The 18,247-nt window shown below is 64.3% G+C and carries 15 protein-coding genes and 1 tRNA gene; 9 read left to right on the plus strand and 7 right to left on the minus strand.

All coding sequences use genetic code 11. From position 1 onward, the window contains the following. Nucleotides 1-127: 127 nt before the first annotated feature. Together OYT13_RS19975 and OYT13_RS19980 are read left to right on the plus strand one after the other, a co-directional pair. A complete protein-coding gene (locus OYT13_RS19975) occupies nucleotides 128-1,108 on the plus strand; it encodes a chromate resistance protein ChrB domain-containing protein (RefSeq protein ID WP_268566859.1) in 981 nt (326 codons plus the stop codon). After that, nucleotides 1,105-2,289 carry a chromate transporter gene (locus tag OYT13_RS19980; RefSeq protein ID WP_017232974.1) on the plus strand — a complete coding sequence of 395 codons (1,185 nt, stop codon included), beginning with the start codon at nucleotides 1,105-1,107 and terminating at the stop codon, nucleotides 2,287-2,289. The genes OYT13_RS19975 and OYT13_RS19980 overlap by 4 nt, the downstream gene beginning before the upstream one ends. Before the next feature lie 48 nt (nucleotides 2,290-2,337). On the opposite strand, the gene katG is transcribed toward OYT13_RS19980, so the two are convergent. Beyond that, nucleotides 2,338-4,512 (minus strand): catalase/peroxidase HPI, encoded by a 2,175-nt coding sequence (gene katG, locus OYT13_RS19985; RefSeq protein WP_442796426.1) that lies wholly within the window; start codon nucleotides 4,510-4,512, stop codon nucleotides 2,338-2,340. A gap of 513 nt (nucleotides 4,513-5,025) precedes the next feature. Here katG and pdeR point away from each other — a divergent pair. Further along, entirely contained in the window at nucleotides 5,026-7,029 is a 2,004-nt protein-coding gene (pdeR, locus tag OYT13_RS19990) for a cyclic di-GMP phosphodiesterase (protein ID WP_017232972.1), read from the plus strand. A 40-nt stretch (nucleotides 7,030-7,069) separates the two neighbouring features. Here pdeR and OYT13_RS19995 read toward each other — a convergent pair whose 3' ends face one another. Further along, nucleotides 7,070-7,936, minus strand: coding sequence for a crotonase/enoyl-CoA hydratase family protein (locus tag OYT13_RS19995; protein WP_268566860.1), 867 nt, complete (start codon nucleotides 7,934-7,936; stop codon nucleotides 7,070-7,072). Between the two features lie 296 nt (nucleotides 7,937-8,232). Between OYT13_RS19995 and OYT13_RS20000 the strand changes: the two genes are divergently transcribed. After that, nucleotides 8,233-8,844 carry a DUF2239 family protein gene (locus OYT13_RS20000; RefSeq protein ID WP_268566861.1) on the plus strand — a complete coding sequence of 204 codons (612 nt, stop codon included), beginning with the start codon at nucleotides 8,233-8,235 and terminating at the stop codon, nucleotides 8,842-8,844. A 268-nt stretch (nucleotides 8,845-9,112) separates the two neighbouring features. Here the strand turns inward: OYT13_RS20000 and OYT13_RS20005 are convergent. Beyond that, nucleotides 9,113-9,197 (minus strand) — tRNA-Leu (locus OYT13_RS20005). 91 nt (nucleotides 9,198-9,288) lie between these two features. Here OYT13_RS20005 and OYT13_RS20010 point away from each other — a divergent pair. From OYT13_RS20010 to OYT13_RS20025, 4 genes are all read left to right on the plus strand, one after another. Further along, nucleotides 9,289-9,492, plus strand: coding sequence for a hypothetical protein (locus tag OYT13_RS20010; RefSeq protein ID WP_017232965.1), 204 nt, complete (start codon nucleotides 9,289-9,291; stop codon nucleotides 9,490-9,492). An 86-nt stretch (nucleotides 9,493-9,578) separates the two neighbouring features. Beyond that, on the plus strand, nucleotides 9,579-10,802 hold the full coding sequence (gene egtB, locus OYT13_RS20015) for an ergothioneine biosynthesis protein EgtB (protein WP_017232964.1): 1,224 nt from the start codon (nucleotides 9,579-9,581) through the stop codon (nucleotides 10,800-10,802). After that, entirely contained in the window at nucleotides 10,802-11,785 is a 984-nt protein-coding gene (gene egtD, locus OYT13_RS20020) for an L-histidine N(alpha)-methyltransferase (protein ID WP_017232963.1), read from the plus strand. Before egtB ends, egtD begins: the two co-directional genes overlap by 1 nt. Before the next feature lie 432 nt (nucleotides 11,786-12,217). Then, nucleotides 12,218-13,045, plus strand: a complete 828-nt coding sequence (locus OYT13_RS20025; RefSeq protein ID WP_017232962.1) for a DUF4088 family protein — start codon at nucleotides 12,218-12,220, stop codon at nucleotides 13,043-13,045. Between the two features lie 48 nt (nucleotides 13,046-13,093). Here OYT13_RS20025 and OYT13_RS20030 read toward each other — a convergent pair whose 3' ends face one another. The 3 genes from OYT13_RS20030 to OYT13_RS20040 all read right to left on the minus strand — a co-directional run bounded on the left by OYT13_RS20030 (nucleotide 13,094) and on the right by OYT13_RS20040 (nucleotide 15,272). Next, nucleotides 13,094-13,987, minus strand: coding sequence for a DMT family transporter (locus OYT13_RS20030; protein WP_261938019.1), 894 nt, complete (start codon nucleotides 13,985-13,987; stop codon nucleotides 13,094-13,096). Nucleotides 13,988-14,088: 101 nt separating this feature from the next. Further along, complete coding sequence (locus OYT13_RS20035) at nucleotides 14,089-15,069, minus strand: hypothetical protein (protein ID WP_268566862.1); 981 nt, start codon at nucleotides 15,067-15,069, stop codon at nucleotides 14,089-14,091. Continuing rightward, entirely contained in the window at nucleotides 15,066-15,272 is a 207-nt protein-coding gene (locus OYT13_RS20040) for a hypothetical protein (RefSeq protein WP_268566863.1), read from the minus strand. Before OYT13_RS20040 ends, OYT13_RS20035 begins: the two co-directional genes overlap by 4 nt. A 579-nt stretch (nucleotides 15,273-15,851) precedes the next feature. Between OYT13_RS20040 and OYT13_RS20045 the strand changes: the two genes are divergently transcribed. Beyond that, entirely contained in the window at nucleotides 15,852-16,328 is a 477-nt protein-coding gene (locus tag OYT13_RS20045) for a nitrate reductase associated protein (RefSeq protein ID WP_017232958.1), read from the plus strand. 14 nt (nucleotides 16,329-16,342) lie between these two features. Here OYT13_RS20045 and garD read toward each other — a convergent pair whose 3' ends face one another. Beyond that, nucleotides 16,343-17,950, minus strand: coding sequence for a galactarate dehydratase (garD, locus tag OYT13_RS20050; protein WP_268567911.1), 1,608 nt, complete (start codon nucleotides 17,948-17,950; stop codon nucleotides 16,343-16,345). Nucleotides 17,951-18,247: the final 297 nt, after the last annotated feature.

Below are 18,247 nucleotides of genomic sequence, written 5' to 3' on the forward strand. Positions count from 1 at the left end.
CGTCAAACCTCGCATCGTCTATTGGGGGGAAGTGTACTGGCCCCCAGCCGGCTCGGCGGACAAAACCTGGCCGATCATACGAAAAGTAAACTTGTAGAGTATGTTACGTTGACGTAATGTTATCTACATGAAACGAATTTCCACCTGGTCGCTGCTAGTGCTGTCACTGCCGACGGAAAACGCCACCGCGCGCATGCGGTACTGGCGCGCATTGAAAGCCCGGGGCTGTGCCGTTCTGCGGGACGGCGTTTATCTGCTGCCCTACAACGCCGAGCGTGAAGGCATGCTGCGCGAGCTTGCCGAATCCATCAACGACAGCGGCGGCACCGCGCATCTGCTGCGCACCCCAAGCCTCGACGCGGCGCAGGAGGCGTACTTCCGCGGGCTGTTCGACCGATCCGACGACTACGACAACGTCGTCCAATCGCTCGCCGAGGCACGCAAGGCGGTGTCTGCGCAGTCGCCTGCCGAGCTGGCCCGGTTGCAACGGCGGCTGCAAAAGGACTATGAGAGCGTTGCCGCAATCGATTACTTCCCCACCGAGGCTGCCGCACGCGCGGCAGCCGCGTGGGGGGACTTCGTTTCTCATGTCGAGACGGTCGTGTCGCCGGGTGAGCCGCACGCGGCCCACCAGCCCATCGCCCTCCTCAAGCGCGAGGACTATCAGCGGCGAATCTGGGCGACACGTCGTCGCCTGTGGGTAGACCGGGTAGCGAGCGCATGGCTGATTGGTCGGTTTATCGATCTCGAGGCTCGGTTCGTGTGGCTCGAGTCGCCCAAGGCGTGTCCCGCAGACGCGCTCGGCTTCGATTTCGATGGCGCCGCATTCACGCACGTCGACGACCGGGTGACTTTCGAGGTTTTGCTCGCGACGTTCGGTCTCGATCACGACGCGGCGCTGCTGCGCCTTGGGCAACTGGTTCATTCACTGGATGTCGGCGGCGAGTCCGTGCCAGAGGCCAGCGGCTTCGAAGCCGTGTTGGCCGGCACGCGCGAGGCTGCGCCCGACGATGATCAGTTGCTCGACGCGATGATGCCGGTTCTCGACGCGCTCTACGCGCACTTTGCCGCCAGCACGAAGCACAAGGAAAGCAGGAGCCGCCCATGAGCACGACAACCGCCTCCGCACCAGGCTACACGCTGGGTCAGATGGTGCTTTATATGCTGCGGCTTGGCACCTTCGGCTTCGGCGGTCCCGTGGCACTGGTCGGGTACATGCATCGCGATCTTGTCGAACGGCGCGGCTGGATTACCGACGCGGACTACCGCGAGGGCTTGGCACTGGCGCAGATGATGCCCGGCCCGCTCGCCGCGCAGCTCGGCATCTATCTTGGCTACGTCCACTATCGTGTGGTTGGCGCGACGCTCGCTGGCATCGCCTTCGTCCTGCCGTCGTTTGCGATGGTGGTTCTGCTCGGATGGGCTTACGCGCACTTTGGCGGTCTTGCCTGGATGCAGGCGGTTTTCTATGGCGTCGGCGCGGCCGTCGTGGGCATCATTGCAATGAGCGCGTACAAGCTCACCACAAAGACGGTGGGCAGACACCGGCTCTTACTCGCGATCTACCTGACGCTGGCTGCCGTCACGGTGGTCACCGAATCGGAGATCGCGTGGCTGTTCATTGCGGGAGGTGTCATCAACTGGCTGGTTAAGGCACCGCCCAAATGGCTGGGCAAAGGCGGCATCAACGCAGTTGCGTTGGCGCAGTTGCCGCCGGCAAGCGGCGTAATCAGCGGTCTCGATTGGCCTCTGCTTGGCCAACTCGGTCTGTTCTTCACAAAGGCCGGCGCCTTCGTGTTCGGCTCGGGACTCGCCATCGTGCCGTTTCTATATGGCGGGGTGGTCACCGAGCACCACTGGCTCAACGACAAGCAGTTCGTCGACGCCGTCGCGGTGGCGATGATCACACCGGGGCCCGTTGTCATTACTGTCGGCTTTATCGGTTATCTCGTGGCTGGATTGACGGGGGCGTGCGTTGCCGCGCTCGGCACGTTTCTCCCCTGCTATCTCTTTACTGTGCTGCCGGCGCCGTACTTCAAGAAGTACGGCAAGCTGCCCGCGATACGGGCCTTCGTCGACGGCATCACAGCAGCAGCCGTAGGCGCGATCACGGGATCGGTCCTTGTCATCGCACGCCGCTCGATCGTCGACTGGCCCACGCTGCTGATGGCGGTCGTGACCATCGCCTTGTTATGGCGCTTCAAACGTCTGCCGGAGCCGGTGGTTGTCTTGGCGGCGGCGATCATTGGCGTGCTGATTTATCCGCTCATCCGCTCGCACGGTGTCTGAACGCCCCCCGCAGCCGTGCCCGGGCTGCGGGGGACGCCCCATCGGGAATTACGCCAGGTCGAACCGATCGGCGTTCATGACCTTCGTCCAGGCGGCGACGAAGTCCTGCACAAACTTCTCTTTATTGTCGTCCTGTGCGTAGACCTCCGCATAGGCCCGCAGCACCGAGTTCGAGCCGAAGACCAGATCGACACGCGTGGCCGTCCATTTCACTTCGCCGGACTTGCGATCGCGGATTTCGTATAAATTGTTGCCCGCGGGCTTCCAGAGGTTCGCCATGTCGGTCAGATTGACGAAGAAATCATTCGTCAATGCGCCAACGCGGTTCGTAAGCACGCCATGCCGGGTGCCCGCGTGGTTGGTGCCCAGTACGCGCATGCCGCCCATCAAGGCCGTCATTTCGCACGCCGTCAGCCGCATCAACTGGGCGCGATCGAGCAGCAGTTCCTCCGGGCTCACCACATATGCCTGCTTCAGCCAATTGCGGAACCCATCCGCCACAGGCTCCAGGACGTCGAACGACGCCACATCGGTCTGCGCTTGCGTGGCATCGCCACGCCCCGGTGCAAAAGGCACGGTGACGTGAACACCCGCCGCCTTGGCCGCCTGCTCCACACCGACGTTACCGGCCAGCACGATCACATCGGCCACGCTGGCGCCCGTCTCGGCCGCGATCTTCTCCAGCACGGCCAACACGCTGGCCAGACGCACCGGCTCGTTGCCTTCCCAATCCTTCTGCGGTGCCAGACGAATGCGTGCGCCGTTGGCGCCGCCGCGCTTGTCGGAACCTCGGAAGGTGCGCGCGCTGTCCCACGCCGTCGCCACCAGATCGGCGATGCCGAGGCCGCTGGCGACGATTTTTGCCTTCACCGCAGCCACGTCGTAATCCTTGCGGCCCGCGGGAACCGGGTCTTGCCAGATCAAGTCCTCCTTCGGCACATCCGGGCCGAGGTAGCGGGACTTCGGGCCCATGTCGCGGTGCGTCAGCTTGAACCATGCGCGAGCGAAGACTTCCGAGAAATACGCCTGATCCTGATGGAACCGTTCCGAGATTTTCCGGTATGCCGGATCCATCTTCATGGCCATGTCGGCGTCGGTCATGATCGGCTTGCGGCGGATCGACGGATCTTCGACATCCACGGGCATGGCGTCTTCCTTGATGTCGACCGGCTCCCACTGCCACGCGCCGGCGGGCGACTTCTGCAACGCCCACTCATGGCCGAGAAGCATGTCGAAATAGCCGCCGTCCCACGTCGTCGGGTGCGTGGTCCAGGCCCCTTCGATGCCACTGGTGACCGTGTCGCGCCCCACACCACGGCTGACCGCGTTGATCCAGCCCAGCCCCTGCGCGTCGACATCCGCACCTTCCGGCGCCGGGCCGAGATTGGCCGCGTTGCCATTGCCATGCGTCTTGCCAACGGTGTGGCCCCCAGCGGTCAGGGCGACCGTTTCCTCGTCGTTCATCGCCATGCGCGCGAAGGTCTCGCGCACGTCACGCGCGGTCTTCAGCGGATCGGGCTTGCCATCGACGCCCTCCGGGTTCACATAGATCAACCCCATCATGACTGCCGCCAGCGGGTTTTCCAGATCACGTTCGCCGGAGTAGCGGCTGTTCGGGTTGTCGGTGGGCGCGAGCCACGCCTTTTCGGATCCCCAGTAGATATCCTTTTCCGGATGCCAGATATCTTCACGTCCGAAGCCGAAGCCGAAGGTCTTCAACCCCATCGATTCGTAAGCCAGCGTGCCGGCGAGAATGATCAGGTCCGCCCAGCTCAGCTTGTTGCCGTACTTCTTCTTGATCGGCCACAGCAGACGACGGGCTTTGTCGAGATTGGCATTGTCCGGCCAGGAGTTGAGCGGCGCGAATCGCTGATTGCCCGTGCCGCCGCCGCCTCGCCCGTCGGCGATGCGATAGGTGCCTGCAGAGTGCCAGGCCATGCGGATCATCAGGCCGCCGTAGTGCCCCCAGTCCGCCGGCCACCAGTCCTGACTGTCGGTCATCAGGGCCTTGAGGTCTTTTTTGAGCGCATCGACGTCGAGCGTCTTGACGGCGTCCCGATAGTGAAACGACGCCCCCATCGGGTTGGTCTTGCTGTCGTGCTGATGCAGGATGTCAAGGTTCAGCGCCTTGGGCCACCAATCCATGTGGGACATCTCCGCCGACGTGGCACTGCCATGCATCACCGGGCACTTGCCAGAAGCACTCGCGCTTTTGCTTTCCATTTCTCGCTCCATACGTTGCATGAAATCAGACGATCGGATCTGCATCCGGGCGCAGATACCAAAAAGTACCAGATTCGGCGAAGGTCAGCGCGGCAGCGGTTCCGGGGGCTGCGGGAAGGCGTCATGCACCACGTGGGGCCGTGACAATGGGTAAAGCAAAGCAGTACTCGCTGACGCGCGTTTGAAATACGACTTCCACCAGATTGGCGTTCGGGTTCGATAATGTCCGTTTATTGCCGACGATGAGGGGGGAAGCGCACCGACCGCACGCGAACGTCACTGGTTAGGTATGAACATTGAAACCCATAGTCATCTTTTGATAAGATGACCGACACGTAATCGTTCAATGCACCCCATGCGACCGCCCGGTCGGCGCAAGCCGGGACGCCAGCCGGCGAGAACAGATGCGCATCGCGCTTTGCCGCGAATGGCGCAACGTATGGCGAGGCGCGTCGATGGGCATCCGTCATGGAGCGCCGTCTAACTTATGCGGTTTAAAGGCGGGTCTCGTCCATGCATGACGAAAACGACAGTGAAGTCCTCGAAGTCCACCTCGGCACACAGAGCCCATACTGGCGCCTGGGCATCGACAGCAACGCACTCGAGCTTTCCGCGGTTCGCGGCTTGACGAACATCAGCATCGCGCTCGATGCCGCGCAGGCCGCCACGATTCGCAGCCTGACTGGCGTCACCTCGTCCTTCGAACTCGAGATCGCCCTGTTTGGCCATCCGCTTCGCCTGCACATGGTTGGCAAAAAGCTCGATGCGACCACCTGGGCCGGCACCGCCTCCGCCTACTCGGATACTCGCTCCGTCGCGCGCGACCTCGCGCACGGTCTTGCCTTTGCCGAGCAGGTCGTCTCCGAAGTCAATTCGCTCGTCGTGGTCCTCAACCGGCACGGCATCCTGCAGCGCTTCAATCGGCTCGCCGAAGAAGTACTGGGCAAACGCGAGGAAGACGTCATTGGCAGGAGCGCCTTCGATCTGTTCATGACCGAAGAGCAAGGCAAGAAGTCGAGCACGAACATCACGGGTTTCTTCGAAAACGACAAGCCATTCGCTGTCGAGCGCTTCATCAATACGGTCAACGGCCCGCGCCTGTATCAGTTTCGCAATAAGTTCGTGCAGAGCGGCAGCGGACTCGACGAGCGGTTCCTGATTTGCTCGGGCGTCGATATCACCGAGGAGCGCAACGCACAGCAGCGCCTGACCGAGCTTGCGAATACCGACGTGCTGACCGGGCTGCCGAACCGCCATGCCGTCACCGAGATGATCCGCGCCGCGCTAGCTGGCGGCCCGGATGACACCCCACGGCAGGTCGGCATCCTGTTTCTCGATCTCGACAACTTCAAGCACGTCAACGATCACTATGGACATGTGACCGGCGACCGTCTACTGACCCAAGTGTCCGCGATCGTCAGGAACTGCCTGCCCGAATGTGCAACGCTCGCGCGTCTCGGTGGCGACGAATTCCTGGTGCTGTTCGAGCACGCAACGCTCGCCATGCTCGAAGACACCGCGAAGACGATCATCGACCGGTTCGAGACGTCGGTTCGCCTGGACGTGATGGAGGTCTATACCAGTTGCTCGATCGGCATCACGCTGCATCCGCAACATGGCGACACCATGGAAACCCTCATCCGCAACGCCGATACGGCAATGTACGTTGCGAAGGAAGCCGGAAAGCGGACGTATCGGGTGTTCACTCAGGAAATGAACCAGAAGGTCGCGAAGGCCATGTGGCTCGATACCAATCTTCGCAAGGCGCTCGAGGAAAAGCAGTTCGTATTGCACTATCAGCCGCTCGTCGACATCGCGACGGGCGACATACAAAGTGTCGAGGCATTGATCCGCTGGCAATCGCCGGAGCGCGGACTGGTGGGGCCTGTCGAATTCATTCGCCATGCCGAGGAATTCGGCCTGATCGGATCACTCGGACGCTGGGTGATGGAAGCGGCAGCGAAACAGGCCGTTCAGTGGCAAGCGAAGGGCCTGAACATGCGCGTCTCGATCAATGTGTCCGCGCGTCAATTGAGCGACCTGAATGTCGCAAATCACTTCGGCGAGATCTGCGACAGCGTCGGTCTGAAGCCCGGCCTGCTCGACGTCGAGTTGACCGAGAGCTGCTTCATCGAGGACGAGGACCGGGTGCTCAGTCTGATGGAGCAGTTCCGAAAGCTCGGCGCACGGATTTATCTCGACGATTTCGGCACCGGCTATTCGTCACTTGCGCAGCTCGCGCGCCTGCCATTCGATGTGATCAAGCTCGACCGCAGTTTCGTGACCAGCGTCGACAGCGACACGAATGCCCAGGCGCTCGTGTCGTCAGTATTCACGTTGGCCAAGGCGCTGGGGTTTTCGGTGGTGGCGGAAGGGGTCGAGACCGACGCCCAGGCGGCATTCCTGCGGCAGGCCGGGATCGAACGTGCGCAAGGCTACCTCTACGCGAAGCCGATGCCAGCACACGATCTCGAGGCTTGGATCATCGAAAAAAGAAAGCTCAGGCTTATCGCCTGAGCCTTCTCGATTCGCTACATCACTTTACCGCCGTTGTGCCTCAAGATACCGTGCGGAGCTTGGAAACGCGGCGGTTCTGCATCATCACCAGTCGCTCCATATAGGCGAGATCCTTCGTCTCGATCGTAAACGTCGACCGAACCCAGTCCTCGGTAATGTCCATCAGCTCCGAGCGATCCAGGGGCAGCACGCGTTGACGCGCGCGGATCAGCGCGCGAATCCCATTCAGCTTAGGCCGGATCACGTCGATAAACGTGCGTGTCGCGAGGAACGCGTCGCCGGGCTCGAATAGCTGGTCGACAAGCCCCTTTTCCGTGAACCACTCGGCCACGTGCGACTCTCCGGTACTGATCAGTTCCTCCGCCACGCGCATGCCGGCTCGGCGTGCGACGAGCGAATATCCGCCCATGCCGGGGAACAGATTGAACGCGATCTCCGGAAAACCGAGCTTCACGCCTTTCTGCGCAAGCACGAAGTGATGCGCGAGCGCCGCCTCGAGTCCGCCGCCGAGCGCGCTGCCCTCGACCATCGCGATCGAGATCGCGCCGGTGCCGTAGCCGTTGTACATCTCCCAGATGCAATCGATGCACGACCGCGCGTACGCCATCAGCATGTCGCGCTTGCCGGAGCGGATCGCATCGACAAAGAAGCTAAGATCTCCGCCAACGTTGAAAAGCTCGGGCACCAGCGATCCTGTGACCCAAAAATCGATGCGCACCCCGGATTCGCGCGCCGTACGGGCAAGGTGCATGATCTCAGTGAGAAGCCCCTGATTGAAACACGGGCGGGGGGCGGCACGGAGCATCATCCACATGATGTTTCGGCCTTCCTCATAAAATGCGGCCATTTGCGACATGTCCCCGGCTTCGTAGAAAGGCCTGCATGACGGGTGGTTTTGGAGTTGCATGTTTTTTCCTGTGTAGCTGTGGTTTGCGGTTGAATGCCGTCGCGACAAGCCATTCGGAAACGTTGCCGAAGTGGCCGCACGGCACCGCTATTCTTGCGCGCGCACAACTATCAGAAATGCGGATTCTTTAAATTTTCGATACCTAAAAAAGTCAGCCCGCGTTGCGCAGGCTCGGATGGACAACGGTCAGCCTCTGGACACTCTCCGGACGGTCGCCGTTATATTTATACCCGGATAATATTGACATTATTTTTATCCGGGTATAAATTGCGCTTCTCACTATCCGGCTAGATACCATGACACCTTCGACGCTTCCCTCCCACATCGCCTTCGCGGGTCAACGGTGCATTGCCTCCGGCTCGCTCGCTGCCGTCGCGCTTTCGGTAAAGCGTGCCGTGGAAAAGGCGCCCCGGACGCCGGTGCTGATTTTCGACAACACGACTGGGCGCGCGATCGACATCGACACACGCGGGACCGACGACGAAATCAGCGCGCGCTTCACGCAGGCGGTATCCGATGCGCCCTACGGCAACGACACCGACAGCGCGGCGCCGCAGAGCGAAACACGCGGCAGAGGACGTCCGAAGCTCGGCGTCGTCGCGCGTGAGGTCACGCTGTTGCCACGCCATTGGGATTGGCTCGCGGCGCAGCCGGGCGGTGCATCGGTCGCCCTCCGAAAGCTGGTTGAAGACGCGCGCCGCGCTCACGCCCAACGTGACGATCGCCGCGCCTCGCACGAACGCGCCTATCATTTCATGTCGGCGTTAGCCGGCGATCTACCCGGCTTCGAGGAAGCGGCGCGAGCGCTGTTTGCAGACGATCGTGTGCGTTTTGGCGAACGGGTCGCCGGCTGGCCGGCCGACGTGCGCCATCATGCGTTTGCGCTGGGCTTTGGCGACGAATCGTGAGCGACGCTGGTCGCAGAGATGGCACGGATGAAATTCACGCCGCTGAATGCCGGCGCCATCGCAGCGCTTTCGCGTGACCGCGACCTCGTCACGCTGCGGGTAACGGGAACGATGGGCCGGAAACGATGAACTGGGTGTCGTACCGCGACGGTAGGCCACGGCGAAAGACAATGGGAGTGACTTCGATGGACGCCCGCTTGTGGCAGACCCCGGACGATTGCGAAAACGTCCAACGCGGTCTGCGCTTTCAGCGAAACGGATGCATGACTGGTGCCGGGGACCGGACTTGAACCGGTAAGCCCGAAGGCGGCGGATTTTAAGTCCGCTATGTTTACCAATTTCATCACCCCGGCAAGGGCACGCATTCTAACATCCCCACCGAGATACGTCAGTTGGGTATCATAGGGCTACGCACGCGCTGCGCGCGCCATCGGAGATCGCCCCATGCTGGAGAATCTCGACCGCATCGCCCTGTCGTTGGACGCCATCGAAGCCGCCGCCCGCGACCTCGCCCTGCAATCTCCCCAGAACGCGCAAGCGCTCTACACCGCGCTCATGGAAATTCGCAACGCCATCGCACTCGTCGCGCAGGAAGTCGTGCGTCTCGAACACGAACTCCACGGCCCCACCGGCAACGGGCAGTCGTGACCTCGCCGACGCGATGCCCGGTGACACACGAGGGGCAAGCAACGGGTCTACAATAGGCAGCACGTTTCACAACACGGCGTGTCCCCATGGCCCTCCCCTGTTGTACGTCGCAAGCCGTGGCGCGCTACGATGCCGTGCGCGCCGCCTCGGTCGCCTTTGCGCAAGACCTCTCCGACGCCGACGCCACCGTGCAGTCGATGCCCGACGCCAGCCCCATCAAGTGGCATCTCGCGCACACCACATGGTTCTTCGAAACCTTCTTGCTGAGCGAGTCCGGCGCCCTGTCGGGCCGCCACTACCGCCCCTACGATCCGCGCTTCGCCTATCTCTTCAATTCATATTACGAGGCCGCCGGTCCGCGCCATCCGCGCCCGCAACGCGGCTTGCTCTCTCGCCCCACGCTCGATGACGTGCTGCGCTATCGGCGCCATGTCGACGCCGCCATGCACGAGCGCCTGCTGCATGCCGATCTCCCGCCCGACGTTCACGCACTCGTCACCCTCGGCCTGCATCACGAGGAACAGCACCAGGAGCTGATGCACACCGACTTGCTGCATCTGTTCGCGCAAAATCCGTTGCGTCCCGCGCATCGCCAACCGGCCTGCGCCGGCGACATCGCCGGGCCGCTGCAATGGATTGCCCACAGCGGTGGCCAGCATCGCGTCGGGCACGAGAGCGAATCGAGCGGACCCTTTGCGTTCGACTGCGAAACCCCTGCCCACGACATCTTGCTCCGCCCCTTCGCGATCGCCTCGCGCGTGGTGACGAACGGGGAGTGGCGCGCGTTTATCGACGACGGCGGCTATCGCACGGCGGGACTCTGGTTGTCCGACGGTTGGGCGACGGTGCAACGCGAAGGGTGGGGACATCCGCTGTACTGGGAGTTGCACAACGGCGAATGGCAGTCGATGACGCTCGCCGGCATGCAACCGATCGACGACGACGCGCCCGTGCGGCACGTAAGCTATTTCGAAGCCGACGCCTTCGCGCGATGGGCCGGCAAGCGTCTGCCGACCGAACACGAGTGGGAGGTCGCGGCAACCGTGTCGCCCGCTTCGCAACCCGCCATGGCGCAACGCTTCGGCCCGGTATGGCAATGGACGGCCAGCCCTTACGTCGCCTATCCGGGATTCCGACCGGCGGCGGGGGCCGTCGGCGAATACAACGGCAAATTCATGTGCGGACAATTCGTGCTGCGCGGCGGCTCGCTCGCCACGCCGCCGGGACATGCACGCACCACGTATCGCAACTTCTTTTACCCGCATCAGCGCTGGCAGTTCTGCGGCCTGAGGCTCGCGGAGGATCGCTGATGTCGCAAGCCCCCCAAGCCACGCCGTTCGTTTGTCCGTCGCTGCCGGAAAATGCGTTCGCGGCGGACGTGCTCGCCGGTCTCGGCCACACGCCCAAGTCGCTGCCCAGCATCTGGCTTTACGACCGGCTCGGCAGCGAACTATTCGAATCGATTACCGGCCTCGACGAGTATTACCAGACACGCACCGAAACGGTGCTGCTCGGCGAATGCGCCGCCGCGATTGCCGACGTCATTGGCCCGAACGCCGTCGTCGTCGAATTCGGCAGCGGCTCGAGTCGCAAGACGCCGTTGCTGCTCGACGCGCTGGTCACGCCGCGCGCCTATGTGCCCGTCGACATCGCCGACGACTTCCTCGACGACGCCGTCGCCACGCTGGCCCGCCGCTGCCCGGGCATCCCCATGTTGCCGGTGCGCGCCGACTTCACCCGGCCGTTTCGCCTGCCGCCGCAGTTGCAGACCACCCAAGGGCCGCGCCTGGGCTTCTTTCCCGGCTCGACGATCGGCAATTTCGCGCCCGGACAGGCCGCCGCCTTTCTTGCCCACGTCGGCAAGATGCTCGGCCCGCGCCGCCGGATGGTCGTCGGCGTGGATGCCTGCAAGGACGCCGCCGTGCTGCTGCCCGCCTACGACGACGCGCGCGGCGTCACCGCGCAGTTCAATCTGAACGTGCTCACGCGCATCAATCGCGAACTCGACGGCGACCTGCCGCTCGACGCCTTCCGTCACGAAGCCCGCTTCAACGCGGCCGCCAGTCGGATCGAAATGCATCTCGTCGCCCAGCGCCCTTTCCGCGCGAGCGTGCTGGGCCATCGCTTCGACTTCATGACAGGCGAGTCCATTCACACCGAGAACTCGTACAAGTACGGTCAGACGGAGTTCCGCGCCCTGGCAAGCTCCGCGGGGTGGGATGTCGAGCGCGTCTGGCTCGATGCCCGCGCGCGCTTCGCCGTCTATCTGCTGCGCCCCGCGGCGGGAAGCTGACCCGCGCACGACGCCGCGCAAAAAATCCGGCCCTTATCGCTAAAGTTTTGACGTCACCATGCCGTTGATGCATGCAGACGCCTGCTGTCCGCCATGCGAAATGTGAATTTCCTGGGGAGACGGTGGAGACGCGGGGATCGCTAGCCAGGATTAGGCTAGCATTGCCGCCATGAACGCCATGGGATCCGACACGCCGGGACGTCCGCCTGTGTCCCCTCAAGGGCCATCTTCACAGCGCGCGGCCATGACCGCGGCGCACCGTTGACACGTATCGCTGCACATGACTTCACGCGCAATGGGGATGCACGTGGCACGAGCTTCGGCAGTAACACCTGCGGCTCGCGGCACTGGCACAGACACTCGACTGGCTAACGCGCACTCGCTCGCGCGTCGGCTTTGCGTCGTCGCGACGGCGCCTTGGGGTCGGTCACGATGAGCCGCATTTCGCTAACCCTCTCCGACATCGCGCTGGCGGATCTGAAGAAAGACTTCGACGCGTTCGTGCGCATTTCCGCCGCCGTGGACCGTCACTTCACGCCACCGCCCTTCGACGACTTCCTGCGCGCCCGCCTGCTCGACAGCACCGTTCCGCTCACCGAAGCCGCCGTCGCACAATTGCTCGCCGGGGGGCATTACGCGTGGGCCAAGCGCACGTTCGACAAGCAGTTCCCGGACGTCGTCTCGATCATCCTGAACCAGGCGCGTCAACACGGCTTCTATTTCGTCTCTCGCCCCGAATGGACGCGCGAGGACATGTCGCGTCAGGCGAGCCGCTGGGCCGAAGGTATCGTGCGCGAAGCGAAGGGCGAGGAACGCATCGTGGAATCGCTCGCGGGACAGATCGTCAGCTCTGCCCAAGACCTCCGCGCCTTGGAAGCGTCGTTGCAGACGCCCGCGTGGCGCGCCGCCTCCGTGCTGCGCGAGCGCGTGTTCGACGCCAAGCGCAGCGTGGAAACGGCCCGCTCACTGCAAGCGCGCGAGCGACTCGGCGAACTGCGTGCACTCCTCGATCTGGCGGTGATCTACGGGTCGGTTGGTGCTCAGGAGGCCGAACAGATTCTCGACTACCTGCGAGTCCTGCGCCCCGAGTTGTTCAACGACGATCCAGGCGTCTTCGAACGGCTTGCGGCCTGGCTGCGGCGTTTGCTGACGCCGGACCTGCCTCGCCCGGCCGTTGCGCCGCAAGCACCGCCGTCCGGCATGACGACCGACGCATCGCGTCAGCATTCCGACCCCCTGCAACCGCCACTCACGCGCTGAGCGCGAGGCGGCACCTGAGCCGCCCCCCATATTGGCGTCCGTCTCCGCTCACCGGTTGAAGATCAACGCGACGCCCGCGCTCGCGATCAACGCCCCCCACCAGGCGCCTGCCGCCGGACGCTGCCGGGTGCGAATCCACATCAGCGGCAACACCACGACGGGCGTGGTCGCCGAGAGCGTCGCAATGACGCCGGTGTTGCCGTGGCCCATGCCGTAGAGCAGCAGCGTCATGCCGACGGCCACGCCGACGAAGCCCGACGCTGCCGTGAGCGCGAGCGTGCCCGGCGTGAAGGCCGAGAAGAGGTCACGCCCGCGCCGTGCGGCGAGCATCGTCAGCCCGAGCGCCGACACCCCCACACGCACCGCCGACGCGCTCACCGGATCGACGCCGGCGGCCATGACCGGTTTGGCGATGAGCGTTCCCACGGAGTGACACAGCGCCGCCACCAGCCCGATGGCGACGCCCACACGCACATCGCCACGCACGGACTCCCAGTGATGAGCATCCTCGCGCCGGCCACCGAATGCGACGGCGAGCGCCACGCCCGTCGTGACCAGCGCCACCCCGATCACCGCGCGCCAGCCCAGTGCCTCGCCGAGCCAAACATAGCCGAGCACGGCGGTCATCGGGGCGTTCGTCGCGAAGACGATGGAGTTGCGGCGGGGCCCGAGACGGCCGAGCGACGTATAGAGAATCGTGTCGCCCACGAGAATGCCGATCAGCCCCGACGCCGTGAGTCGCAGCCACTGTTCCAGCGTAAGCGACGGCCAGCCTCGCTGCACCGCCACCGCGATGAGCAGCATCGCGAAGACGAGCAGCATGCGGGCGTAATTGAACGGGAAGGAACCGGCCCGGCGCACGGGCGTAATGGCGATCATGCCGCTGAAGGCCCAGCAAAGGGCAGCACCGAGCGCGGCAAGGTAGGCGAGTTGGGTTGTCATGGTCAGGGGGCAGACGGCTCGCAGGCACCACCGCCCCCGCCGTTCGGACGCCATTATACGAGTCGCATGCCCCATTCGGGGGCATGGCCCGCGCGCCGACCTCAGATTTCGTCGTCCAGACGATGCAACGTGTCGAACATGACCCGATAGGCCGCCGCCACACCGTGCGCCCCGCGCAGCATGCGCAAGCGCGACGCCGCATCGGGCTCGCCCGCCTCCTCCACCCACTGCGCGAGCAACGGGGTCCCGCCGCAGACACTCGCGTCTTGCCGCGCGTGCGCTCCGACGGCCGCGAACCCTTCGGCAGCCGACGGATATCGCTGCGCGAGCGCGTCGAACTGCGCCTCGATCTCGCTGGCCGCACGCACCGCCGCCGGTGCCTGACTGAGCGCGCAACACCCCACGTAGGCGGGCATGTCGCCCGCCGCGCCAATGATGAAGTCGATGAGCGCGTGCGTCGCATCGAACGCACCGCTGTCGAGGAAGGTGCGGGCCGCCGGGCCACAGCGAAGGAGGCCGGCGGCAAGCATCGTCGCCTGTCCGCGCTGCTCGCGATACTGGCGCAACAGCATTGGTCGCAGCGCCGCGTCGGTGCAGCGCTCGACCGCCATGCGATTGTGCACATCCGCCCCCGCCGCGCGATGGTAGTGCTGCGCGAGAAACGCCAGCACCTGGACGTCGCTCGATTCGCCTGCCAGGAAGCGGGTCCAGAATGGCGCGGCGAAAATGCCGCGCACCCAATCGTCGCAAATGCGCCCGAACGCCGGCACGATACTGCCCTGCGTGGCGGGCAACACCTGCACCAGCGCTTCGTCGACCAGCATCGCGAGCCAGGTGCCCGGCAACGGCGCCTCGGCGAGCAGCACACCGTGCCGCATACGATCCAGCCACATCGCGGTTTCGGCAAGCGCGCCGTGCAACGTGCACGACACCTCGTGCGACGACACGACGACGGCCTGCGCCTCGACCGTCCATCGCGCATGCGGCGACGCGATGACCCATACCGCCGTGTCGTACGCCGCCAACGCGACCGGCGCAGCGGGCAGAGGCGTGGCGACCGGTGACGCGATCGGGGCACTCATCGGACGATCGCCCCCAGCAGCGCCACCCCCGCGGGATCGATACGCCTGACGACCTCCACGCGGAGCGTCGCGCCCCCATCGCCCAGCGACAGGCCCGGCACGTTCTGCACGGCGCCCAAACGACGGCGGGGCGGGGTTCGCCCTTTGCCACGCGGCGTGTCCGGCGCGCCGCGCGCCAGCCGACGTGACGCCGGCTCAGGCATGCAGGCGGTCCCGTCGGGCGAAGACATCGCGCGACCTTGCGCCCCGACGGGCGACTCCAGGACGACGGGAAGAAAAGGAAACGGTGACGGCGGCGCATTGGACGGCATGTCGGCTCCTTTCGAAAATCGGATGGCGCGGACGCCCGCGCCTCGTGCAAGACTGCCGCGCAAGCCGCGCATGCCATGCCGGGCATGAACGCAGGCGCCTGCGGGCCAAACATCTACCATAGGAATCCCTTAGGGATACGAAAAAGAACGGAGGCTCTAGAAGTGCGCAAACCACGTCGCTCCATAGCCCTCCGGCCTCCCCGCGGGGGCGGCGTGAACGACCGTCCGCGCCCCGAGGGATGACGACGATTCGACGTCGGTCGCCATCGTGAACGGCAAATGCGGACAACGTCGCTCAAACACGCAAATTCAAGACTTTTCCCAAGAACCTAGGGGATTGATGTCGGAATACGACGTTCCGCCGGCACGCCTTCCTCGTAGCGACGCGGGCGACACAGCGCAGCGCACGAGAGTGCGCCCTCTTGAAGTACCATGATTGTTTTCGATGCTGCGCCCCGGGGAGTGACTCTCATGCATCTTTATCAGCGTCTGCCGATCTTCGTTTTCGAGATCGAAGCCTGCGAGAACCTGACATTCATCACGATGGCGATTCGCTTCAATCTGGATCGCAACGGTCAACATCTATCGTTGGCCGACTGGCAACGCCTGCCCGAAGCGGCGCGCGAGGCGCTGGCCTCATGCAGGCCCGGCGACGAGGACTTTGCCGCGCGTCTCGACGAGATGGCGAGCCAGTATCTCGGGCAAGCGGTGGCGCGCAGCGTCGACCCTGCGCCGACCGCCTGGCAGGATACGAACGCGTTGCCGCCGGGACTGCTCAAGCAGTGCGAACTGGCCGATCTGCTGCCGCCCGCGGTGGGCGACTGGGCCACGCTCACGCCGTTCCGTCGCTATGTGCTCGCGAAGCTCTCGCGGCGCGACACGCTCAATCATTGCTTTGTCCCGGCCATGCTCGAGTTCGGGCTGGCGCAAACGCCAGCCGATCTCTGAAGTGCGCCTCCGGGTCAGGTCACGGGCGCCGGGTTGAAGAGGACGAGCGCGTTGTGCAGGCCCCAGCGTTCCGCCCAGGTCTTCTCGCCGCTCGCCACGGCGAGCATCAGGTGAAAGAGCTGCCAGCCGACGTCTTCGATGGTGGCTTCGCCCGTGGCGATGCGCCCGGCGTCGACATCCATCAGGTCATGCCAGCGACGGGCCAGATCGGAGCGCGTCGCCACCTTGACGACGGGCACCTCGGCCAGCCCGTAAGGCGTGCCGCGTCCGGTCGTGAAGACGTGCATGTTGATCCCCGCCGCGAGTTGCAGCGTGCCGCAGATGAAATCGCTCGCTGGCGTGGCGGCGTAAATCAGCCCGCGCTGGCGCGAGCGATCAAGCTTCGCCCCCGGCGCGATCACGCCGTGAATCGGCCCCGTGCCGGACTTCACGATCGACCCCATCGCCTTTTCCACGATGTTCGACAACCCGCCGCGCTTGTTGCCCGGCGTGGTGTTGGCGCTGCGGTCGACGCGGCCGCGCTCGAGATAGGCGTCGTACCAGGCCATCTCGCGAATCATCGCGTCGGCCACTTCCGGGGTCGCCGCGCGTGAGGTGAGTTGATCGATCCCGTCGCGCACCTCGGTGACTTCGGAAAACATGACCGTCGCGCCCGCGCGCACGAGCAAATCCGTGGCGAAGCCCACCGCCGGGTTCGCCGTCACCCCGGAGAACGCGTCACTGCCGCCGCACTGCACGCCCACCACCAGCTCCGACGCCGGCACCGTCTCGCGCTGGCGCGCATTGAGCCGCTCCAGATGCGTGCGCGCCGTTGCCAGGATCGAATCGATCATCGACAGGAAGCCAACGTGCGCGTCGTCTTGCAGACAGACGGTATCGGGCTTGCCATCCGCATTGGCGCTGCCGATCGGAATACTGCCCGCCGGCAAGAGGCGCTCGGGCTGAAGCTTCTCGCAACCGAGACTCACGACCATCACTTCGCCGCCGAAATTCGGGTTCGTGGAGATGTTGCGCAGCGTGCGGATCGGCACGTCGGCGTCCGGCGCATCGATGGCCACGCCGCAGCCGTAGGTGTGTTCCAGCCCGACAACGTCGTCGACGTTCGGATACTGAGGCAGCAACGTCTCCTTGATCCGCTTGACGGCAAATTCGACCACGCCGGCCACGCACTGCACCGTGGTCGTGATCGCCAGAATGTTGCGGGTACCGACCGAGCCGTCGGCGTTGCGATAGCCCTGAAACGTGAAGCCCTCGAGCGGCGGCAGTGACGCAGGCACCCGTGTGCTGATCGGCAGGCGATCCAGCGAAGGCGCCTCGGGCATGACCAGATTGCGCTCGTTGACCCAGCTGCCTGCGGGCAGCGCGCGCGCCGCATAGCCGATCACCACACCGTAGCGAATCACCGGCGCGCCTTCGGCCAGATCGGTCAGCGCGACCTTATGCCCCTGGGGCACGGCGTCCACGAGCGTTAGCCCGTCGGCAAACCGGCGACCGGCAGGCAAACCGCCGTCGTTCACGACGATGGCGACATTGTCGTCCGGCTGCATCCGAATATAGCGCGGCACATCCTTCGTCCCAGACCCGGCTTCGCCCGCGGCGTCCGTGCGCCCCGCGTCCATCATTGATGCCATGTTGCTCACTCCTTCCTGTTTTCCGATGAGATGCGGCGCCTGCACGGGTTCACACATGCGATACACCATCGACGCTGAAGACTCTCTCGGCCAGCGCGCATAACGGCGTCGAATTTCGACGTTGTCGCGCATGCCGCCACTCATGTGTCATCATACATCTAGATTCGCGCTGTGCGTACCCCTCAAGTCTGCCGGATAAATCGGGGAAATCCCCCTTCCATGCTTTGTACGGGTTAATCCCACTGCCATTCTTTCCAACAGCCTCTTGTTCGATTTCGCCACATGTTA

This window comes from Pandoraea sp. XJJ-1, assembly GCF_026802345.1.
Lineage (GTDB): Bacteria > Pseudomonadota > Gammaproteobacteria > Burkholderiales > Burkholderiaceae > Pandoraea > Pandoraea cepalis.

Excerpts from the sequence above, each read along its gene's own strand:
- OYT13_RS19975 (WP_268566859.1), top strand. The coding sequence starts at position 128 with ATGAAACGAATTTCCACCTGGTCGCTGCTAGTGCTGTCACTGCCGACG.
- OYT13_RS19980 (WP_017232974.1), top strand. The coding sequence starts at position 1,105 with ATGAGCACGACAACCGCCTCCGCACCAGGCTACACGCTGGGTCAGATG.
- katG (WP_442796426.1), bottom strand. The coding sequence starts at position 4,512 with ATGGAAAGCAAAAGCGCGAGTGCTTCTGGCAAGTGCCCGGTGATGCAT.
- pdeR (WP_017232972.1), top strand. The coding sequence starts at position 5,026 with ATGCATGACGAAAACGACAGTGAAGTCCTCGAAGTCCACCTCGGCACA.
- OYT13_RS19995 (WP_268566860.1), bottom strand. The coding sequence starts at position 7,936 with ATGCAACTCCAAAACCACCCGTCATGCAGGCCTTTCTACGAAGCCGGG.
- OYT13_RS20000 (WP_268566861.1), top strand. The coding sequence starts at position 8,233 with ATGACACCTTCGACGCTTCCCTCCCACATCGCCTTCGCGGGTCAACGG.
- OYT13_RS20010 (WP_017232965.1), top strand. The coding sequence starts at position 9,289 with ATGCTGGAGAATCTCGACCGCATCGCCCTGTCGTTGGACGCCATCGAA.
- egtB (WP_017232964.1), top strand. The coding sequence starts at position 9,579 with ATGGCCCTCCCCTGTTGTACGTCGCAAGCCGTGGCGCGCTACGATGCC.
- egtD (WP_017232963.1), top strand. The coding sequence starts at position 10,802 with ATGTCGCAAGCCCCCCAAGCCACGCCGTTCGTTTGTCCGTCGCTGCCG.
- OYT13_RS20025 (WP_017232962.1), top strand. The coding sequence starts at position 12,218 with ATGAGCCGCATTTCGCTAACCCTCTCCGACATCGCGCTGGCGGATCTG.
- OYT13_RS20030 (WP_261938019.1), bottom strand. The coding sequence starts at position 13,987 with ATGACAACCCAACTCGCCTACCTTGCCGCGCTCGGTGCTGCCCTTTGC.
- OYT13_RS20035 (WP_268566862.1), bottom strand. The coding sequence starts at position 15,069 with ATGAGTGCCCCGATCGCGTCACCGGTCGCCACGCCTCTGCCCGCTGCG.
- OYT13_RS20040 (WP_268566863.1), bottom strand. The coding sequence starts at position 15,272 with ATGCCTGAGCCGGCGTCACGTCGGCTGGCGCGCGGCGCGCCGGACACG.
- OYT13_RS20045 (WP_017232958.1), top strand. The coding sequence starts at position 15,852 with ATGCATCTTTATCAGCGTCTGCCGATCTTCGTTTTCGAGATCGAAGCC.
- garD (WP_268567911.1), bottom strand. The coding sequence starts at position 17,950 with ATGATGGACGCGGGGCGCACGGACGCCGCGGGCGAAGCCGGGTCTGGG.